The sequence below is a fragment of the Thioalkalivibrio sp. ALMg9 genome (assembly GCF_000380625.1).
Lineage (GTDB): Bacteria > Pseudomonadota > Gammaproteobacteria > Ectothiorhodospirales > Ectothiorhodospiraceae > Thioalkalivibrio > Thioalkalivibrio versutus.
Genome location: NZ_AQYC01000008.1, coordinates 143,931 through 160,733, shown reverse-complemented (window position 1 = coordinate 160,733; position 16,803 = coordinate 143,931). Strand labels below are relative to the sequence as shown.

Sequence of the window (16,803 nt, the reverse complement as noted above, 5' to 3'; positions counted from 1 at the left end):
CTAGTTTTCACCGCCCTTTAACCAAGCGTCACGGGAACTCTCATGAAGCGCACTTTTCAACCCAGCCGGCTCGTTCGCGCCCGCACGCATGGCTTCCGGGCCCGCATGGCCACCCGTGGTGGTCGCAAGGTCCTGAACGCCCGTCGCGCCAAGGGCCGCAAGCGCCTCTGCCCGTAGTCCGGGCGGCGCGCCGGCTCCCGTGACCGCGGCGCCAGCTAGCGAGACCTTTCCTCGCCGCGTCCGTCTGTTGACCGGTGCGGATTATCAGCGCGTCTTCAAGGACGCCCGGCGCCAGCGCGGTCGCGATCTGACCCTGCTGTATCGCCATTCGGAATCTGGCGAGGCACGCCTGGGCCTTGCGATTGGCAAGCGGCATGTCCGCCAGGCATCGGACCGCAACCGGATCAAGCGCATCGTGCGCGAGGCCTTCCGCCGGCGGCGGGCCCACCTGCCACCGGTCGACATGATCGTGCTGGCCCGAGGCGGCGCGGCGACCATGGACCGCCGCGCCCTGCGCGCCGAGATCGACAGCCTGCTGGAACGTCTGCAATGACTCTGCCACGCAAGATCGCCCTGTTGCCCGTCCGGGCCTACCAGTACGGCATCTCGCCGTTCATGGCGCCCCATTGTCGGCATTACCCGACGTGCTCGGCCTATACCGTCGAGGCGGTCGAGACTCACGGGGTCCTGCGGGGCTTTTGGCTCGGTTTGCGCCGCATCCTGCGCTGCCATCCCTGGTCGCCCGGTGGCTATGACCCGGTCCCGCACCCGCGTTCCGATACTCCCAGCACTCGACCCTCAAAGTAGTCGCGCTCATGGATAACCTTCGCCCCCTTTTGTGGCTGACCCTGGCCTTTGTCCTGTTCCTGATGTGGCAGGCCTGGAACCAGGATTACGGCAGCACATCCCAGCCGGACACCGCCGCCGAGCGCGCCGCGGAGGACCCCGATGCCCGTCCGGAGGACGTGCCGGATGCGCCGCAATTCGAGTCGGAACCGGACACGCGGGCGGCAGACGCCCCGCAAGTGAGCACCCTGCAGGAGCCGGACCGTCAGCAGATCACCGTGCGTACCGATACCCACGAGATCCTGATTGACACCCGCGGGGGCACGCTGCTGCGCGCCGACCTGCTGCAGTATCCACGGGACCTGCAGGACGATCCGCTGGTGCCGGTCCGCCTGTTCGACCATCGCGTGCGCGGCTATGTCGCCCAGAGTGGTCTGACCCACGACCGGGTGAACGACCAGTCGATGGAGGGGCGCGCACCGTCGCACCACGCCAATTTCCAGGTCGACCAGGACCGCTTCGAGCTCGCCGACGGGCAGGAACAGCTCGAGGTCCCGCTGCGCTGGGTCTCCGACGATGGCGAAATCGAGGTCACCAAGACCTACACCTTTACCCGTGGCTCGCATCTGATCGAGCTGGACTACGAGGTCCACAACCGGTCCGATTCCACCTGGAGCGGTCGCCAGTACCGACAGCTCCGCCACGGGCCGACGCCGGATCGGGAGTCCTGGTGGCTGTACACCTTTACCGGAGCGGCCTATTTCGATGGCAGCTACCAACGCGAAAGCTTCGAATCGTTCCGCGACGACCCCATTCAGGCACGCATCCAGGGCGGCTGGATCGCGATGATTCAGCACTACTTCGTTTCCACCTGGGTCCCGGGTGAGGACGAGGTCAATGCGCTGTACGCCCGTGCCGTGCCCAGCGATCTGGGTGACGAGTATCTGATTGGCCTGCACTCCGAATCGCGCCAGATCGCAGCGGGGAGCAGCGGCGAGTTCTCCACCCGCTTGTGGGTCGGACCCAAGCTCCAGGCAGAGCTCTCCGAGATCGCCCAGGGCCTGGAGCTTACGGCCGACTACGGCATCTTCACGTTCCTGTCCAAGCCGTTGTTCTGGCTGCTGGACAAGATCCACGCCTTCGTGGGCAACTGGGGTTGGTCGATCGTCATCCTGACCATCCTGATCAAGCTGGCCTTCTTCAAGCTCTCCGCCACCAGCTACCGTTCCATGGCGCGCATGCGCAAGGTCGCGCCCAAGCTGCAGGCACTGAAGGAACGCTACAAGGACGACAAGCAGCGCATGAACCAGGCGCTGATGGACCTGTACAAGAAGGAGAAGATCAACCCGCTGGGTGGCTGTCTCCCGATCCTGGTGCAAATCCCGGTGTTCATCGCCCTGTACTGGGTGCTGCTGGAGAGTGTCGAACTGCGCCAGGCGCCCTGGTGGCTGTGGGTGCAGGATCTGTCCTCGCGCGATCCGTACTTCATTCTGCCGATCCTGATGGGCGTGTCGATGTTCGTGCAGTACAAGCTGAACCCTCCGCCGATGGACCCGGTGCAGCAGAAGATCTTCATGGCGCTGCCGTTCGTGTTCACCGTGTTCTTCGCCTTCTTCCCGGCGGGTCTGGTGCTGTACTGGTTCACCAACAACCTGTTCTCCATCGCCCAGCAGTGGTACATCACGCGCAAGATCGAGAGCGGCGAGGACCCGGACAAGCAGAAGAGCTGACGCTCCGTGACCGTGACGGACACCATCGTCGCGGTCGCCACCCCGCCGGGGGTGGGCGGTATCGGTGTGGTCCGTCTGTCGGGTCCGCAGGCCCTGCCCATCGCCCAGCGCCTGACCCGACGCGCGCAGCTCCTTCCACGCCACGCCCACTACGGCAGCTTCATTGATCCGGCGACTGGCGAGCCGCTGGACGACGGTCTGATCCTGTCCTTCCCGGGCCCGCACTCCTACACCGGCGAGGACGTGATCGAGTTGCAGGGCCACGGCAGCCCGGTCTTGCTGGAGGCAATCGTCGCCGCTGCGGTGGATCTCGGCGCGCGTCGTGCCCGACCGGGGGAGTTCACCGAGCAGGCCTTCCTCAACGGCCGACTCGACCTGGCGCAGGCGGAGGCGGTGGCCGATCTGATCCACGCCCAGACCGAGCAGGCCGCCAGGCTTGCGCGATCCAGCTTGGACGGAGCCCTGGCGACCGAACTCGAACCGGTCTCGCGCGCGATCCGCGACCTGCGTGTGGTCATTGAGGCGGAGATCGACTTCGGCGAGACCGATCTCGAGTCGGAGGCTGCCGCCGATATCGCACGCCGTGCCGACACCCTCCACACGACCATCCGCGAACTCCTCGAACGACTGCGTCCGGCGCGTTACTTTGCCCAGGGCTTGCGCCTGGCCCTGGTCGGCGCCCCGAATGTCGGCAAGTCCAGCTTGATGAACCGTTTGGCCGAGAGCGAGGTCGCGATTGTCACCGATCGCCCCGGGACCACTCGCGACGTCCTGCGTTCGCCGATTGCGATCCACGGGATACCGGTCGAACTGATCGACACCGCCGGGCTGCACGCGAGTGAGGATCCGGTGGAGAAGATCGGCATGGAGCGGGCGCGGGAGGCGGCCACCGGGGCTGACTTGATCCTGGAGCTGCGCGATCTCACGCGTCCGGATGCGGCCCCCGACTTGGCGGCCCCGGCGGAAATCCCGCGACTGACCGTCTGGAACAAGATGGACTGCGCCGCCGACTCCACCCGAGCGGACCACGGGCTCAGGATCTCTGCACGGACCGGGGCAGGGGTCGACGCGCTCAAACAGGCGATCGTCGAGCGCCTGGGCGTGAGCGAGGGTGGCCAGCAACGCTTCAGCGTGCGCGCGCGCCATCTGGACGGCCTGCGTACGACGGCCACGCATCTCGCCGCGATCGACGCCGCCGCGCCCCCGGACCTGATCGCCGAAGAGCTGCGTCTGGCCGAGCGCGCCCTGGACGCGCTCCTCGGTCGCCAGGACCACGAGGCCCTGCTGGGCGAGATCTTCGCCGGCTTCTGCATCGGCAAGTAGTCCCCGTCATTGCGAGGCCCCGAAAGGGGTCGCGGCAATCGCCCGCCGCGACCACCGGATTTCGCGGCCCGACGTCATGCCAGCTTCCGGAGATTGCTTCGCTTTGCTCGCAATGACGGGGGGCGCTGGATTCGGCCTCTGCTGCCCATCACGGCCGAAGCCGCCGCGGCGCAACGAACCAGGCGAACAGGCCGCCGCGGCACGCCCGGAAAACCATTTGGCCCGGGGGCCGCTTCGCGCTCGCGTAACTCCCTGCTAGAATTCCGATTTTCGTGCCCGGACCATAAGCGGCGCGAATTGCACTCACAGGCCGGACCGTCGGCCGGGATAGCAGGACCATGGCGAACTCCTTTGATGTCATCGTGATTGGCGGCGGGCACGCCGGCACCGAGGCTGCCTTGGCCGCGGCGCGCGGCGGTGCGCGCACACTGCTGCTGACCCACAACATCGAGACCATCGGCCAGATGAGCTGCAACCCGGCCATCGGCGGGATCGGCAAGGGCCACCTGGTCAAGGAGATCGATGCCCTGGGGGGCGTCATGGGCCGCGCAGCGGACGCCGCCGGCATCCATTTCCGCATCCTCAATCGACGCAAGGGCCCGGCCGTGCGCGCGACCCGCGCCCAGTCGGACCGGCAGCTCTACCGCCAGGCCATCCGCCAGTTCGTCGAGGCCGAGCCGAACCTGCAGATCTTTCAGCAGCCGGTGGCCGATATCACCCTGGACGGCGACCGGGTCACCGGCGTGGTCACCGAGGGCGGCATTGCATTCGACGCCCGCGCCGTGGTGCTGACCGTGGGTACCTTCCTCAATGGCCAGATGCACACCGGGCTCACCCAGCAGCCCGGCGGGCGCGCGGGCGATCCGCCGAGCACCCGCCTGGCGGCGCGCCTGCGCGAGATGGCCTTTGCCGTCGGGCGGCTCAAGACCGGCACGCCGCCGCGCATCGACGGGCGCAGCGTGGATTTCTCGCGGCTCGAGCCGCAGCCGGGCGATGACCCGCGCCCGGTCTTTTCCTTCATCGGCTCGACCGACGACCACCCGGCCCAGCGCCCCTGCCATATCGCGCGCACCAGCGAGAAGACCCACGACCTGATCCGGGCGAACCTCGACCAGGCGCCGATGTACTCCGGCCAGATCGACAGCACTGGCCCGCGCTATTGCCCCTCGATCGAGGACAAGGTGGTGCGCTTTGCCGACAAGACCAGTCACCAGGTCTTTGTCGAGCCGGAAGGCCTCACCACCCACGAGCTGTACCCCAACGGGATCTCCACCTCGTTGCCGTATGCGATCCAGGTCCCCCTGGTGCAGAGCATTGCCGGCTTCGAGAACGCGCGCATCACACGCCCCGGCTACGCGATCGAATACGACTACTTCGATCCCCGCGGCCTGCGCCCGACGCTGGCCACGCGCGAGCTCGGAAACCTGTTCTTTGCCGGCCAGATCAACGGCACCACCGGCTACGAGGAGGCCGCTGCCCAGGGTCTGGTCGCCGGGCTCAATGCCGCGCGGCTGGTGCAGGACGCCGCGCCGTGGATCCCGCAGCGCTCCGAGGCCTACATCGGTGTGCTGATCGACGACCTGGTGACCCGCGGCACCCAGGAGCCCTACCGCATGTTCACCTCGCGCGCCGAGTACCGGCTGTTGCTGCGCGAGGACAATGCCGATCTGCGCCTGACCCCGGTCGGGCGCGAGTACGGGCTGGTCGACGACGCCCGCTGGACGCGCTTCGAGACCCGTGCCGCGGCCATCGAGACCGAGATGACCCGACTCGGACAAACCCGCCCGGACCGCGACCAGCGAACCCGCCCGGCCCTGATCGACTTGCTGGGCAAGGCGCCGGATCCGGATGCCACGCTGCTCGACCTGCTGCGCCGCCCCGAGGCCGATTACGATGGCTTGATGCATGCGCTGCCCGACCTGGATGTCGGCTGCACGCCCGACGTGCGCGAGCAGGCGGAGATCCAGGCCAAGTACGCCGGCTACATCGAGCGTCAGCAGGCCGAGATCGACCGCCAGGCGAAGGCCGAGCAGACCGCCCTCCCGGACAGCCTCGACTATGCCCGGGTCCACGGGCTGTCGAACGAGATCCGGCAGAAGCTGGCGGAATTCCGCCCCCATACCCTGGCCCAGGCGCAGCGCATCCCGGGCGTGACCCCGGCCGCGCTGTCGGCGTTGGCCGTGCACCTGAAGCAGCGCGCCAGTGGCGAGTAACGACTGGCGCGCGGCCCTGGCCGCCGTGGCCGGGGACTGGGCGCTGGACCCACCGGCCATCGAGGCCCTGGCGATTTATTTGGAACAGCTCGGGCGCTGGAACCGCGTGCACAACCTGACCGCGGTGCGTGACCCCGCGCAGTGGATTCGCCGGCATATCCTCGACAGCCTGACGTTGCGCCCGTATCTTCACGGGGACCGGGTGCTGGATGTCGGGACCGGCGCCGGGCTGCCTGGTTTCGTGCTCGCGGCCACCGAGCGCGAACGCGAATTCTGCCTGCTCGACAGCGCGGCCAAGCGCATCCGCTTCCTGCGGAACGTGATCGGACTCGCCCGGCTGTCCGGGGTCGAGGCCGTGCATGTACGGATCGAGGATTTCCAGCCCTCCGCGCCCTATACCACGGTGCTGGCGCGGGCGTTCAAGGCCCCGGCCGACATGGTCTCGCGGGTCGCGCCACAGGTGGCCGAGGGGGGCCGCGTGCTGGCCATGCTGGGTCAGCGCTCGGTCGTCGCCGAACCGCTCCCGGCCCCGTGGTCGTACCGAAGCGTGGACCCGGTTACCATTCCCGGCGAGACCGCCGAGCGGCACATCGCCATTATCGAGAGAGCCGACCCGTGACCGATACGCTGGCCATCACCAATCAGAAGGGCGGAGTGGGCAAGACCACTACCTGCGTGAACCTTGCCGCCTCGCTCGCCCGCCTGGGCAAGCGCGTGCTGGTGGTGGACATGGACCCGCAGGGCAACGCGACCACCGGTTCGGGCGTCGACAAGCACGCCGATGACCCAACCTCCTGCGAGGTCCTGCTGGGCCAGGCCACGGTGGCCGAGGCCGCCCACCGAGTGGAGGCCGGCTATGACCTGGTCCCGGCCAACGGCGACCTGACCGTGGCCGAGGTGCGGCTGATGGAGGCCGAGCGCCGTGAATACCGGTTGCAGGAGGCGCTGGCACCGGCCCGGGCAAACTACGACCACATCCTGGTCGATTGCCCGCCGTCGCTGAACCTTTTGACCGTCAACGGCCTGGTCGCGGCCGATGGTGTGGTGATCCCGATGCAGTGCGAGTACTACGCACTGGAGGGGTTGACCGCCCTGATGCGCACCATCGAGAGCATCCAGCGCGGTCCCAACCCCAAGCTGCGTATCTCGGGCCTGCTGCGCACGATGTTCGATCCACGCAATCGTCTTTCCGGGGATGTCTCGGCACAGCTCACCGGCCACTTCGGCGATCGCGTGTTCCGAACCGTGATCCCGCGCAACATCCGCCTGGCCGAGGCACCCAGTTTTGGCCAGCCGGCCTTGTTGTATGATGCCTCCTCGCGCGGGGCCGTGGCGTACCTGGCCCTGGCCGGCGAGATGTTGCGGCGCTGAACGCCGCCTGTTACCCCCTTACCGACTGCCTGCAGGAACGATCAACCATGGCGAAACGAGGACTGGGCCGAGGCCTGGATGCCCTGCTCTCCGGCGCCCAGGCCGGTGGTGACGACAGCGACAGTTTGGAGCAGCTCCCGATCGAGCAGATCCGGCGTGGCAAGTATCAGCCCCGGGTCCACATGGCGGAGGCGGCGCTGGCCGAGCTGGCAGACTCGATCCGAGCCCAGGGCATCGTGCAGCCCGTCGTCGTGCGGCGCCTGGACGAGGGCTATGAGCTGATCGCCGGCGAGCGCCGCTGGCGTGCCGCCCAGATCGCGGGCCTGGAGACCGTCCCGGCGGTGGTCCGCGACATCCCCGATCAGGCCGCCGCGGCGATGGCACTGATCGAGAACATCCAGCGCGAGGATCTGAACCCGCTGGAAGAGGCGCAGGCCATCCGCCGCCTGATCGGCGAATTCGAGATGACTCACCAGGCAGCGGCCGACGCGGTCGGCCGCTCGCGCACTGCGGTCACCAACCTGCTGCGCCTGCTGGAACTCCACGACACGGTGAAGGACCACGTCAACGAGGGGCGCCTGGAGATGGGCCACGCCCGCTGCCTGCTGGCGGTGCCCCTGGACGACCAGCCCGGGGTGGCCGCGACCGTGGTCAAGCGCGGGCTCTCGGTGCGCGCGACCGAGCAGCTGGTCAAGAAGATCCTCGCCGCGACCCCGGAGCCGAAGAAGGATGCCGGACCCTCGCCCGAGGTGCGGCAACTGGAGAGCCGTCTCTCCGACCAGCTGGGCGCCGCGGTCCAGGTTCGCTACAACCGCCAGGGCAAAGGCCGTCTGGTCATCGAATACAACAGCCTCGACGAGCTCGATGGCATCCTCGCCCACATCCAGTAACTCTCTGAGCGGCCTGGCCGATGGCCCCGAACGCCGTTTGACGCAGTAGAAGGGCGCTCTTATACTACGCGCACTTTTTGGGAGAGGGGTGGGTGTGCCCATCCGCTGAATGACACCGCGACGCTTCAGACACGCCTTACAATCGCTAGGTCTGCAGCTCGCCTTAACGCTGATACTGTCGGGCCTGCTTCTGGCCCTGTTCCCCCCGATCGTGGCGATCTCGGCTGCGGTGGGCGGCATCACCGCGACGCTCGGCAACGCCGTGGCCGCGGTTGTTGTGTTTCGGGCCTACCGTTCCGATCAGGTGGGCTCGCTGACCGCCCGCATGATGGGCGCCCAGATGGGACGACTGGCAATCATCGCGGTGGCATTCGGGGTGGCGTTCGCTTACCTGGACGAGCCGGACTTACTGGCGTTGTTCGGCATCTTCCTCCTGGTGCACCTGGCCCCCTTGTGGTGGCTGCACCGGGTTTCTGATCAAGCAATGACGAGATAACTGCATGGCTTCAGAAAGCGGACTGCCCACGATGGAAGAGCACATTGCTCACCATCTGACGAATCTTACCTTCGGACTCCACCCCGAGAAGGGGATGAGCTTCGCCACCACCAGCACCGAAGCCGCCGAAATGGGCTTCTGGGCGATCCACGTCGACTCCATGCTGTGGTCGATCGCACTCGGGCTGCTGTTCATCCTCACGTTCCGTGCCGCGGCCAAGAAGGTCACCGCCGGCGTCCCGGGCGGCTGGCAGAATTTCGTCGAAATGATGATGGACTTTGTGAACGACAACGTCCGTGGCTCGTTCAAGCACAAGAACGACATGGTCGCGCCGCTCGCGCTGACCATCTTCGTCTGGATATTCCTGCTCAACCTGATGGACCTCGTGCCGGTCGACCTGATCCCGCACATCGCCTATCTTCTGGGTATCCCGTACTTCAAGATCGTGCCGACTACGGATATCAACGTGACCGCGGGCCTGGCGCTCGGTGTGTTCATCCTGATCATCTACTACTCGCTCAAGATCAAGGGCCCAGTGGGTTTCATCAAGGAACTGACGGGCATCCCGTTCCAGACCAACATCGTGTACATCAAGCCGTTTTTCTGGGTGATCAACTTCGTCCTGGAGTTTATCAACCTGCTGGCCAAGCCGGCCTCGCTCGCCCTGCGACTGTTCGGCAACCTGTACGCCGCGGAGATGATCTTCATCCTGATCGGTGTCATGTACTCTGCGGGCCTGATCCTGGGTCTGGCCGGCGGTGTACTGCACGTGGGCTGGGCGATCTTCCACATCCTCGTGGTGCCGCTGCAGGCCTTCATCTTCATGGTGCTGACCGTCGTCTACATCGACATGGCGTACAGCGAAGACCACTGATTTCGACTTCCCTACTCAACTGACTGTTTCAACACTCGACTGGAGATACAAAAATGGAAATGGCTAACGCTCTGATCGTCCTGGCTGGCTCGCTGCTTCTGGGTCTGGCCGCTGTCGGCGCCGCCATCGGCGTGGGTACCCTCGGTGGTCGCTTCCTGGAAGGCGCCGCGCGTCAGCCGGAACTGATCCCGATGCTGCGCACCCAGTTCTTCATCGTGATGGGTCTGACCGACGCCGTGCCGATGATCGGCGTGGGTATCGGCCTGTACGTCCTGTTCGCCCTGGGTTAATAAGGCTGAGCGAGTCCCGAGGTCCCCTCCACTCGTCCAACCTGAGGTAGCAGGATGAATATCAATCTGACCATCATTGGCCAGCTGCTCGCGTTCAGCGTCTTCGTGTGGTTCACGATGCGCTACGTCTGGCCGCCCATGTCCGCCGCCCTGGAAGAACGTCGCAAGAAAATTGCCGACGGCCTGGCAGCCGCGGAACGTGGCGAGAAAGAGCAGGAGCTCGCCCAGGAGCGTGCGACCGAGGTCCTCAAGGAGGCCAAGCAGCAGGCCAACGAGATCGTGGCCTCTGCGCAGAAGCGCGCCAACGACGTGGTTGAGGAAAGCAAGTCCACGGCCCACGAAGAAGGCGAACGCATCAAGCAGGCGGCGCACGCCGAGATCGAGCAGGAGATCAACCGCGCGAAGGAAGAGCTGCGCAAGCAGGTCTCCGAGCTGGCGGTTGCCGGTGCCGAGCAGATCCTGGCCAAGGAAATCGACGCCAAGGCGCACGGCGATCTGCTCAAGAAGCTCTCGGCCAAGCTGTAAGGAGACGTTATGTCAGACCTGATTTCGGTCGCCCGACCCTACGCTCGCGCAGCTTTCGAGCGGGCCCGCGAGGCCAAGGATCTCGCCGGCTGGGCCGAGCAGCTCGAATTGCTGGCGGCGATCGCCCGCGATTCGCAGATGCACAGTCTCCTCTCCAACCCGCGGGTCCCGCGGCCGGACCGGGCACAGCTCGTGCTCGACGTGGCCGGTGACAAGGTGGGGCCCGAGGCGGGGAACCTCGTTCGCCTGCTGGCCGAAAACGGCCGGCTGCCCGCCCTCCCCGCCGTGAGCGATGCCTTTGCCGAATTGAAGGCCGCGGCCGAGCACCGCGTCCATGCCGACGTGATTGCCTTTCGCAAGCTCACCCAGGCGCAGGAGAAAGAGATCCACGACGCCCTGGCCCAGGGCCTGGGCTGCGAAGTCGATCTCGAGCATTCGGTCGACAGCGCCCTTCTTGGAGGGGCCATCATCCGCGCCGGCGACCTGGTAATCGACGGCTCCGTGCGAGGCCAGCTGAACCGCCTGGCTGCCAATTTGAGTCGCTAAGAGGATATTTAACATGCAACTGAATCCCTCCGAGATCAGTGATCTGATCAAACAGCGCATCGAGAAATTCGATGCCTCGTCCGAGGCCTCCAACGAGGGCACCGTGGTCAGCGTGACCGACGGTATCGCCCGCGTCCACGGTCTCGGTGACGTCATGCAGGGCGAGATGCTCGAGTTCCCGGGCGACACCTTCGGTATGGCGCTTAACCTTGAACGCGACTCTGTGGGTGTCGTGATCCTGGGCGACTACAAGCACATCTCCGAGGGCCAGACGGTCAAGTGCACCGGCCGCATCCTCGAAGTGCCGGTTGGCGAGGCGCTGCTGGGTCGGGTAGTCGATTCCCTGGGTCGTCCGATCGACGGCAAGGGCCCGATCGAAAGCGACATCACCAGCCCGATCGAAAAGATCGCGCCCGGTGTTATCGAGCGGAAGTCGGTCGACCAGCCGCTGCAGTCCGGTATCAAGGCGATCGACGCCATGGTCCCGGTCGGTCGCGGCCAGCGCGAGCTGATCATCGGCGACCGCCAGACCGGCAAGACCGCCGTCGCGATCGATGCGATCATTAACCAGAAGGACTCCGGCGTTAAGTGCGTCTACGTCGCGGTTGGCCAGAAGGCCTCCTCGGTCGCCTCCGTGGTGTCCAAGCTGGAAGAAGCGGGCGCGATGCAGAACACCATCATCGTGGCCGCCAATGCGTCGGAGTCGGCGGCGATGCAGTTCATCGCCCCGTACGCCGGCTGCGCGATGGGCGAATACTTCCGCGATCGCGGCGAAGACGCGCTGATCGTCTACGATGACCTCACCAAACAGGCCTGGGCCTACCGTCAGGTCTCCCTGCTCCTGCGTCGTCCGCCGGGTCGTGAGGCCTACCCGGGTGATGTCTTCTACCTGCATTCGCGTCTGCTGGAGCGTGCCTCGCGTGTGAACGCCGAGTACGTTGAAGAGAAGACCAACGGTGAAGTGAAGGGCAAGACCGGTTCTCTGACCGCGTTGCCGATCATCGAGACCCAGGCGGGTGACGTCTCCGCGTTCGTTCCGACCAACGTGATCTCGATCACCGACGGTCAGATCTTCCTCGAGACCGACCTGTTCAACTCCGGTATTCGCCCGGCGATCAACGCCGGTCTGTCGGTGTCCCGAGTCGGTGGTGCCGCCCAGACCAAGATCATCAAGAAGCTGGGTGGCGGCGTGCGTCTGGCGCTGGCGCAATATCGTGAGCTGGCGGCGTTCTCGCAGTTTGCCTCCGATCTGGACGAACTGACCCGCAAGCAGCTGGATCGCGGTAAGCGCGTGACCGAGCTGATGAAGCAGGGTCAGTACCAGCCGATGTCCATCGGCGAGATGGCCTTTTCGCTGTACGCCGCGAACGAGGGCTTCCTCGACGACGTCGAGGCCGACAAGATCGTGAGCTTCGAGAAGGAACTGATCGCCTACGCGCGTTCCTCCCAGAAGGAGCTCCTGGACGAAATCAACAGCACTGGCGACTACAACGACTCCATTCAGGAAAAGCTGAAAAGCGCCCTGGAAGAGTTCAAGGCCAAGCACAGCTGGTAACGGGAGCACGCAATGGCGGGCACTAAGGAGATCCGGACGCAGATCAAGAGTATCAAGAATACTCAGAAGATCACCAAGGCGATGGAAATGGTCGCCGCGTCCAAGATGCGCAAGGCCCAGGACCGCATGCAGGAGTCCCGGCCTTACGCACAGAAGATCCACGACGTGATCGGTCACGTCGCGATGGCGAATGCGGAGTACAAGCATCCGTTCATGGTGGAACGCGAGGTCAAGCGCGTCGCGCTGATCATCGTGTCGACCGACCGTGGTCTTTGCGGCGGGTTGAACACCAACCTGTTCAAGAAGGCCGTGATCGAGATGCGTCGCTACCGCGACGAGGGCGTCGAGGTCGATCTGTGCGTGATCGGGAGCAAGGCGCTGCAGTTCTTCAAGCGCCTGGGCGGCAACATCGTGGCCGAGTCCAAGGATCTCGGGGACCGTCCGCACATCAATGACCTGATCGGTTCGATCAAGGTCGTGCTGGACAACTTCCGCGACGGCAAGGTCGATCGCGTGGTGCTGCTCGAGAACAAGTTCGTCAACACCATGACGCAGCAGGCCCAGGCCACGCAGTTGCTGCCGACGGCGCCTAGCCGCGACGAATCGCTCAAGCACCACTGGGATTACATCTACGAGCCCGACACGCATCCGGTGATGGATACGCTGCTCGAGCGCTATGTCGAGTCCCTGATCTATCAGGCGGTGGTCGAGAACGTGGCCTGCGAGATGGCCGCACGGATGGTCGCGATGAAGTCGGCCTCCGACAACGCCGGCACGATGATCAAGGACCTGCAGCTCGTCTACAACAAGGCGCGCCAGGCTGCGATCACCCAGGAGATCTCCGAGATCGTCGGCGGCGCGGCTGCGGTCTAGCGCCCACCGGCACGAATCGGTCGATTCGGCACGAATTACGACTTACGAGGATGAACAAATGAGTTCTGGAAAGATTGTCGAAATCATCGGCGCCGTCGTGGACGTGGAATTCCCCCACGGCGAAGTGCCCAAGATCTACGACGCGCTGACCCTGGAAAACGGTCTGACCCTGGAAGTCCAGCAGCAGTTGGGCGACGGCGTGGTACGTACCATTGCCATGGGCACGACCGAGGGCGTGAAGCGTCAGACCGCGGTTACCGCCACGGGCAAGCCGATCTCCGTGCCGGTCGGCAAGGGGACCCTGGGTCGGGTGATGGATGTCCTCGGTCGTCCGGTGGACAACGCCGGTGATGTGGAGGCCCAGGAGACCTGGTCGATCCACCGCGCCGCCCCGACCTTTGACGAGCAGGCGGGCTCGACCGAGCTGCTGGAAACTGGCATCAAGGTCATTGACCTGCTGTGCCCCTTCGCGAAGGGCGGCAAGGTCGGCCTGTTTGGTGGGGCCGGCGTGGGCAAGACCGTTAACATGATGGAGCTGATCCGTAATATCGCGATCGAGCACTCCGGTTATTCGGTGTTTGCGGGTGTCGGGGAGCGTACTCGTGAGGGCAACGACTTCTACCACGAGATGAAGGACTCCAACGTCCTCGACAAGGTGGCCCTGGTCTATGGCCAGATGAACGAGCCGCCGGGTAACCGTCTGCGCGTAGCGCTGACCGGTCTGACCATGGCCGAGTTCTTCCGTGACGAAGGCCGTGACGTGCTGATGTTCATTGACAACATCTACCGTTACACCCTGGCCGGTACCGAGGTCTCGGCGCTGCTGGGTCGTATGCCCTCCGCGGTGGGTTACCAGCCGACCCTGGCGGAAGAGATGGGTGTGCTGCAGGAGCGCATCACCTCGACCAAGAAAGGCTCGATCACTTCTATCCAGGCCGTCTACGTGCCAGCGGATGACTTGACCGACCCGTCCCCCGCCACCACCTTCGCGCACCTGGATGCCACGGTCGTGCTGTCCCGCCAGATCGCCGAGCTGGGCATCTACCCGGCCGTGGACCCGCTGGACTCGACCTCGCGTCAGCTGGATCCGCAGATCATCGGGCAGGAACACTACGACACCGCGCGGGCGGTGCAGGGCACCCTGCAGCGCTACAAGGAGCTGAAGGACATCATCGCGATCCTCGGCATGGACGAGCTGTCGGAAGATGACAAGCTGGCCGTGGCCCGTGCGCGAAAGATCCAGCGCTACCTGTCGCAGCCGTTCTTCGTTGCGGAAGTCTTCACCGGAGCCCCGGGCAAGTACGTCTCCCTGAAGGACACCATCCGGGCGTTCAAGGCCATCGTGGACGGCGAATACGATCACCTGCCGGAACAGGCCTTTTACATGGTCGGCACGATCGAAGAAGCTGTCGAGAAGGCCGAGAAGCTCGGCTAAGGAGCAAGGCGTTATGCCCATGAATATGCATGTGGATGTGGTCAGTGCGGAGGAGTCGATCTACTCCGGGACGGCCCTGATGATCGCCGCACCCGCCGAAGGGGGCGAGGTCGGCGTGTATGCCGGGCATACGCAGATGCTCGCCCGGCTGAATCCGGGTGAACTGCGCATCCTGGAAAAGGAAGGCGCGGAGCCGCAGCCGGTGTTCGTGTCCGGCGGCATCCTCGAGGTGCAGCCGTACCATGTGACCGTTCTGGCGGACACTGCGGTGCGCGCGAAGGATCTTGACGAGGCCGAGGCCATCGAGGCGAAAAAACGTGCGGAGGAGGCGCTGGCCAACTCCAAGGCCGATTTCGACTACGCCAAGGCCCAGGCCGAGCTGGTCGAGGCGGCGGCACGCCTGCAGATGATCCAGAAGCTGCGCCGGAAATAATCCGGCAAACTGCGACGGATGACTTACGCTAAGGGCCAACCATCTCGGTTGGCCCTTTATCATTGTACCCATGCCTGAATCCAAGCCCCTTCATATCGCGGTACTTGCAGCCGGCAAGGGGACGCGCATGCGTTCGCGCCGTCCGAAAGTCCTGCAAGCCCTTGCCGGCCGTCCCCTGCTGGCCCATGTCCTGGAAAGAGTTACGGCGCTGGACGCCGCCGCCTGCCACGTGGTGGTAGGTCACGAGCAGGAGCGGGTGCGGGCGGCGTTCGCCGACTCCCCGCAAGCCTTGACCTGGGTCGACCAGGGGGAGCCTCGCGGGACCGGCCACGCGGTGTTTCGAGCCCTTGAAGCCATCCCGGACGCGGCACGTGTACTGGTGACCTATGGCGATGTGCCGCGCATACCGATTCCCGACCTGGTGGCCTGTGCGGACGGCGATGGTGTCACGGTGCTGGCCGCCCGGGTCGTCGACCCGAGCGGCTATGGGCGCTTGATTCTGGATTCGTCGGGGCAACTTGAGCGGATCGTCGAGGACAAGGAGGCCAGTGCACGTGAACGTGCCGTGGACCTGATCAATACGGGTGTCCTTGCCGCCCCCGCGGGTGAGCTGCGCCGATGGCTGGCCGCCTGTGAACCACGGGTGACCGGACCACGCGAGTGGTACCTTACCGATGTCGTGGCGGCAGCGCGCGCCGACGGATGTGCCGTGGAGGTGGTGGAAAGCGGCGATTCCGCGGCAGTCCTCGGGGTGAACGACCGCGAGCAACTGGCAGTTCAGGAACGGCTGTACCAGGCGGCGCTTGGTGCAGGGTTGATGCGCGACGGTCTGGGCCTTGCCGACCCCGCGCGCCTGGATGTGCGCGGTGTTCTCACCTTCGGGCGCGACTGCCAGATCGATGTGAACGTCGTGATCGAGGGCACGGTGACGCTCTCGGACGATGTTTATATTGGACCCGGTTGCGTGCTGCGGGACTGCGACATCGGTTCCGGCACGCAGATCGCGGCGCATAGTGTCCTCGAGGGGGTGCGGGTTCATGCCGATGCGCGGATTGGACCGTTCGCCCGCCTGCGGCCCGGCACCGAACTGGGGACCGGGGCGCGCGTCGGCAACTTCGTCGAGATCAAGAATTCCACCCTGGGTGCCGGGGCCAAGGCGAACCACCTGACCTACGTCGGCGACGCCCAGATTGGCGCTGGCGCCAATCTGGGCGCGGGCACCATTACGTGCAACTATGACGGCGCCAACAAGCATCGCACCGAGATCGGCGAGCGCGCCTTTATCGGCTCCAATACGGCCTTGGTGGCCCCGATACGCATCGGGGACGACGCGACCGTGGGCGCAGGGTCAACCCTGTCCGACGACGTCGAGGCGGGCGCTCTCGCGCTGACTCGCGCCCGAGCCCGCACGATTCGCGACTGGCCGCGCCCGAAAAAGAGCGGTAACGACAAGGAGAAGTAAT

The 16,803-nt window shown here is 65.4% G+C and carries 19 protein-coding genes; all 19 read left to right on the top strand.

The window, feature by feature from the left end; translation table 11 throughout:
- Positions 1-42 precede the first annotated feature (42 nt).
- Entirely contained in the window at positions 43-177 is a 135-nt protein-coding gene (rpmH, locus tag F792_RS0106030) for a 50S ribosomal protein L34 (protein WP_018141118.1), read from the top strand.
- Between the two features lie 22 nt (positions 178-199).
- Positions 200-553: a ribonuclease P protein component gene (gene rnpA, locus F792_RS0106025; RefSeq protein WP_038084435.1), complete on the top strand. Its 354-nt coding sequence runs from the start codon at positions 200-202 to the stop codon at positions 551-553.
- Positions 550-807 (top strand): membrane protein insertion efficiency factor YidD, encoded by a 258-nt coding sequence (gene yidD, locus F792_RS14535; protein WP_047251849.1) that lies wholly within the window; start codon positions 550-552, stop codon positions 805-807. The genes rnpA and yidD overlap by 4 nt, the downstream gene beginning before the upstream one ends.
- An 8-nt stretch (positions 808-815) precedes the next feature.
- Positions 816-2,516 carry a membrane protein insertase YidC gene (gene yidC / locus F792_RS0106020; RefSeq protein WP_038084433.1) on the top strand — a complete coding sequence of 567 codons (1,701 nt, stop codon included), beginning with the start codon at positions 816-818 and terminating at the stop codon, positions 2,514-2,516.
- A 6-nt stretch (positions 2,517-2,522) separates the two neighbouring features.
- Complete coding sequence (gene mnmE, locus F792_RS0106015; protein WP_018168796.1) at positions 2,523-3,839, top strand: tRNA uridine-5-carboxymethylaminomethyl(34) synthesis GTPase MnmE; 1,317 nt, start codon at positions 2,523-2,525, stop codon at positions 3,837-3,839.
- A 338-nt stretch (positions 3,840-4,177) separates the two neighbouring features.
- Complete coding sequence (gene mnmG / locus F792_RS0106010) at positions 4,178-6,052, top strand: tRNA uridine-5-carboxymethylaminomethyl(34) synthesis enzyme MnmG (RefSeq protein WP_018168795.1); 1,875 nt, start codon at positions 4,178-4,180, stop codon at positions 6,050-6,052.
- Positions 6,042-6,671 (top strand): 16S rRNA (guanine(527)-N(7))-methyltransferase RsmG, encoded by a 630-nt coding sequence (rsmG, locus tag F792_RS0106005; protein ID WP_018168794.1) that lies wholly within the window; start codon positions 6,042-6,044, stop codon positions 6,669-6,671. The genes mnmG and rsmG overlap by 11 nt, the downstream gene beginning before the upstream one ends.
- Complete coding sequence (locus F792_RS0106000) at positions 6,668-7,423, top strand: ParA family protein (RefSeq protein WP_018168793.1); 756 nt, start codon at positions 6,668-6,670, stop codon at positions 7,421-7,423. Before rsmG ends, F792_RS0106000 begins: the two co-directional genes overlap by 4 nt.
- Before the next feature lie 47 nt (positions 7,424-7,470).
- Positions 7,471-8,313: a ParB/RepB/Spo0J family partition protein gene (locus F792_RS0105995; protein ID WP_018168792.1), complete on the top strand. Its 843-nt coding sequence runs from the start codon at positions 7,471-7,473 to the stop codon at positions 8,311-8,313.
- A gap of 109 nt (positions 8,314-8,422) precedes the next feature.
- Positions 8,423-8,809: an ATP synthase subunit I gene (locus tag F792_RS0105990; RefSeq protein ID WP_018144955.1), complete on the top strand. Its 387-nt coding sequence runs from the start codon at positions 8,423-8,425 to the stop codon at positions 8,807-8,809.
- A gap of 31 nt (positions 8,810-8,840) precedes the next feature.
- On the top strand, positions 8,841-9,683 hold the full coding sequence (gene atpB / locus F792_RS0105985; RefSeq protein WP_026287973.1) for a F0F1 ATP synthase subunit A: 843 nt from the start codon (positions 8,841-8,843) through the stop codon (positions 9,681-9,683).
- Positions 9,684-9,736: 53 nt separating this feature from the next.
- Positions 9,737-9,973: a F0F1 ATP synthase subunit C gene (gene atpE, locus F792_RS0105980; RefSeq protein WP_012983953.1), complete on the top strand. Its 237-nt coding sequence runs from the start codon at positions 9,737-9,739 to the stop codon at positions 9,971-9,973.
- Positions 9,974-10,027: 54 nt separating this feature from the next.
- The gene (locus F792_RS0105975; protein WP_018144953.1) at positions 10,028-10,498 is read left to right on the top strand and encodes a F0F1 ATP synthase subunit B; all 471 of its coding nucleotides are present in this window, start codon (positions 10,028-10,030) and stop codon (positions 10,496-10,498) included.
- 9 nt (positions 10,499-10,507) lie between these two features.
- On the top strand, positions 10,508-11,044 hold the full coding sequence (locus tag F792_RS0105970) for a F0F1 ATP synthase subunit delta (RefSeq protein WP_018144952.1): 537 nt from the start codon (positions 10,508-10,510) through the stop codon (positions 11,042-11,044).
- 13 nt (positions 11,045-11,057) lie between these two features.
- Positions 11,058-12,599: a F0F1 ATP synthase subunit alpha gene (gene atpA / locus F792_RS0105965; RefSeq protein ID WP_018168790.1), complete on the top strand. Its 1,542-nt coding sequence runs from the start codon at positions 11,058-11,060 to the stop codon at positions 12,597-12,599.
- A gap of 12 nt (positions 12,600-12,611) precedes the next feature.
- Complete coding sequence (gene atpG / locus F792_RS0105960) at positions 12,612-13,472, top strand: F0F1 ATP synthase subunit gamma (protein WP_018168789.1); 861 nt, start codon at positions 12,612-12,614, stop codon at positions 13,470-13,472.
- Between the two features lie 58 nt (positions 13,473-13,530).
- On the top strand, positions 13,531-14,907 hold the full coding sequence (gene atpD / locus F792_RS0105955) for a F0F1 ATP synthase subunit beta (protein ID WP_018144949.1): 1,377 nt from the start codon (positions 13,531-13,533) through the stop codon (positions 14,905-14,907).
- Between the two features lie 13 nt (positions 14,908-14,920).
- Positions 14,921-15,340 (top strand): F0F1 ATP synthase subunit epsilon, encoded by a 420-nt coding sequence (locus F792_RS0105950; protein WP_018144948.1) that lies wholly within the window; start codon positions 14,921-14,923, stop codon positions 15,338-15,340.
- A gap of 127 nt (positions 15,341-15,467) precedes the next feature.
- Entirely contained in the window at positions 15,468-16,802 is a 1,335-nt protein-coding gene (gene glmU, locus F792_RS0105945) for a bifunctional UDP-N-acetylglucosamine diphosphorylase/glucosamine-1-phosphate N-acetyltransferase GlmU (RefSeq protein ID WP_018168788.1), read from the top strand.
- Position 16,803 lies beyond the last annotated feature (1 nt).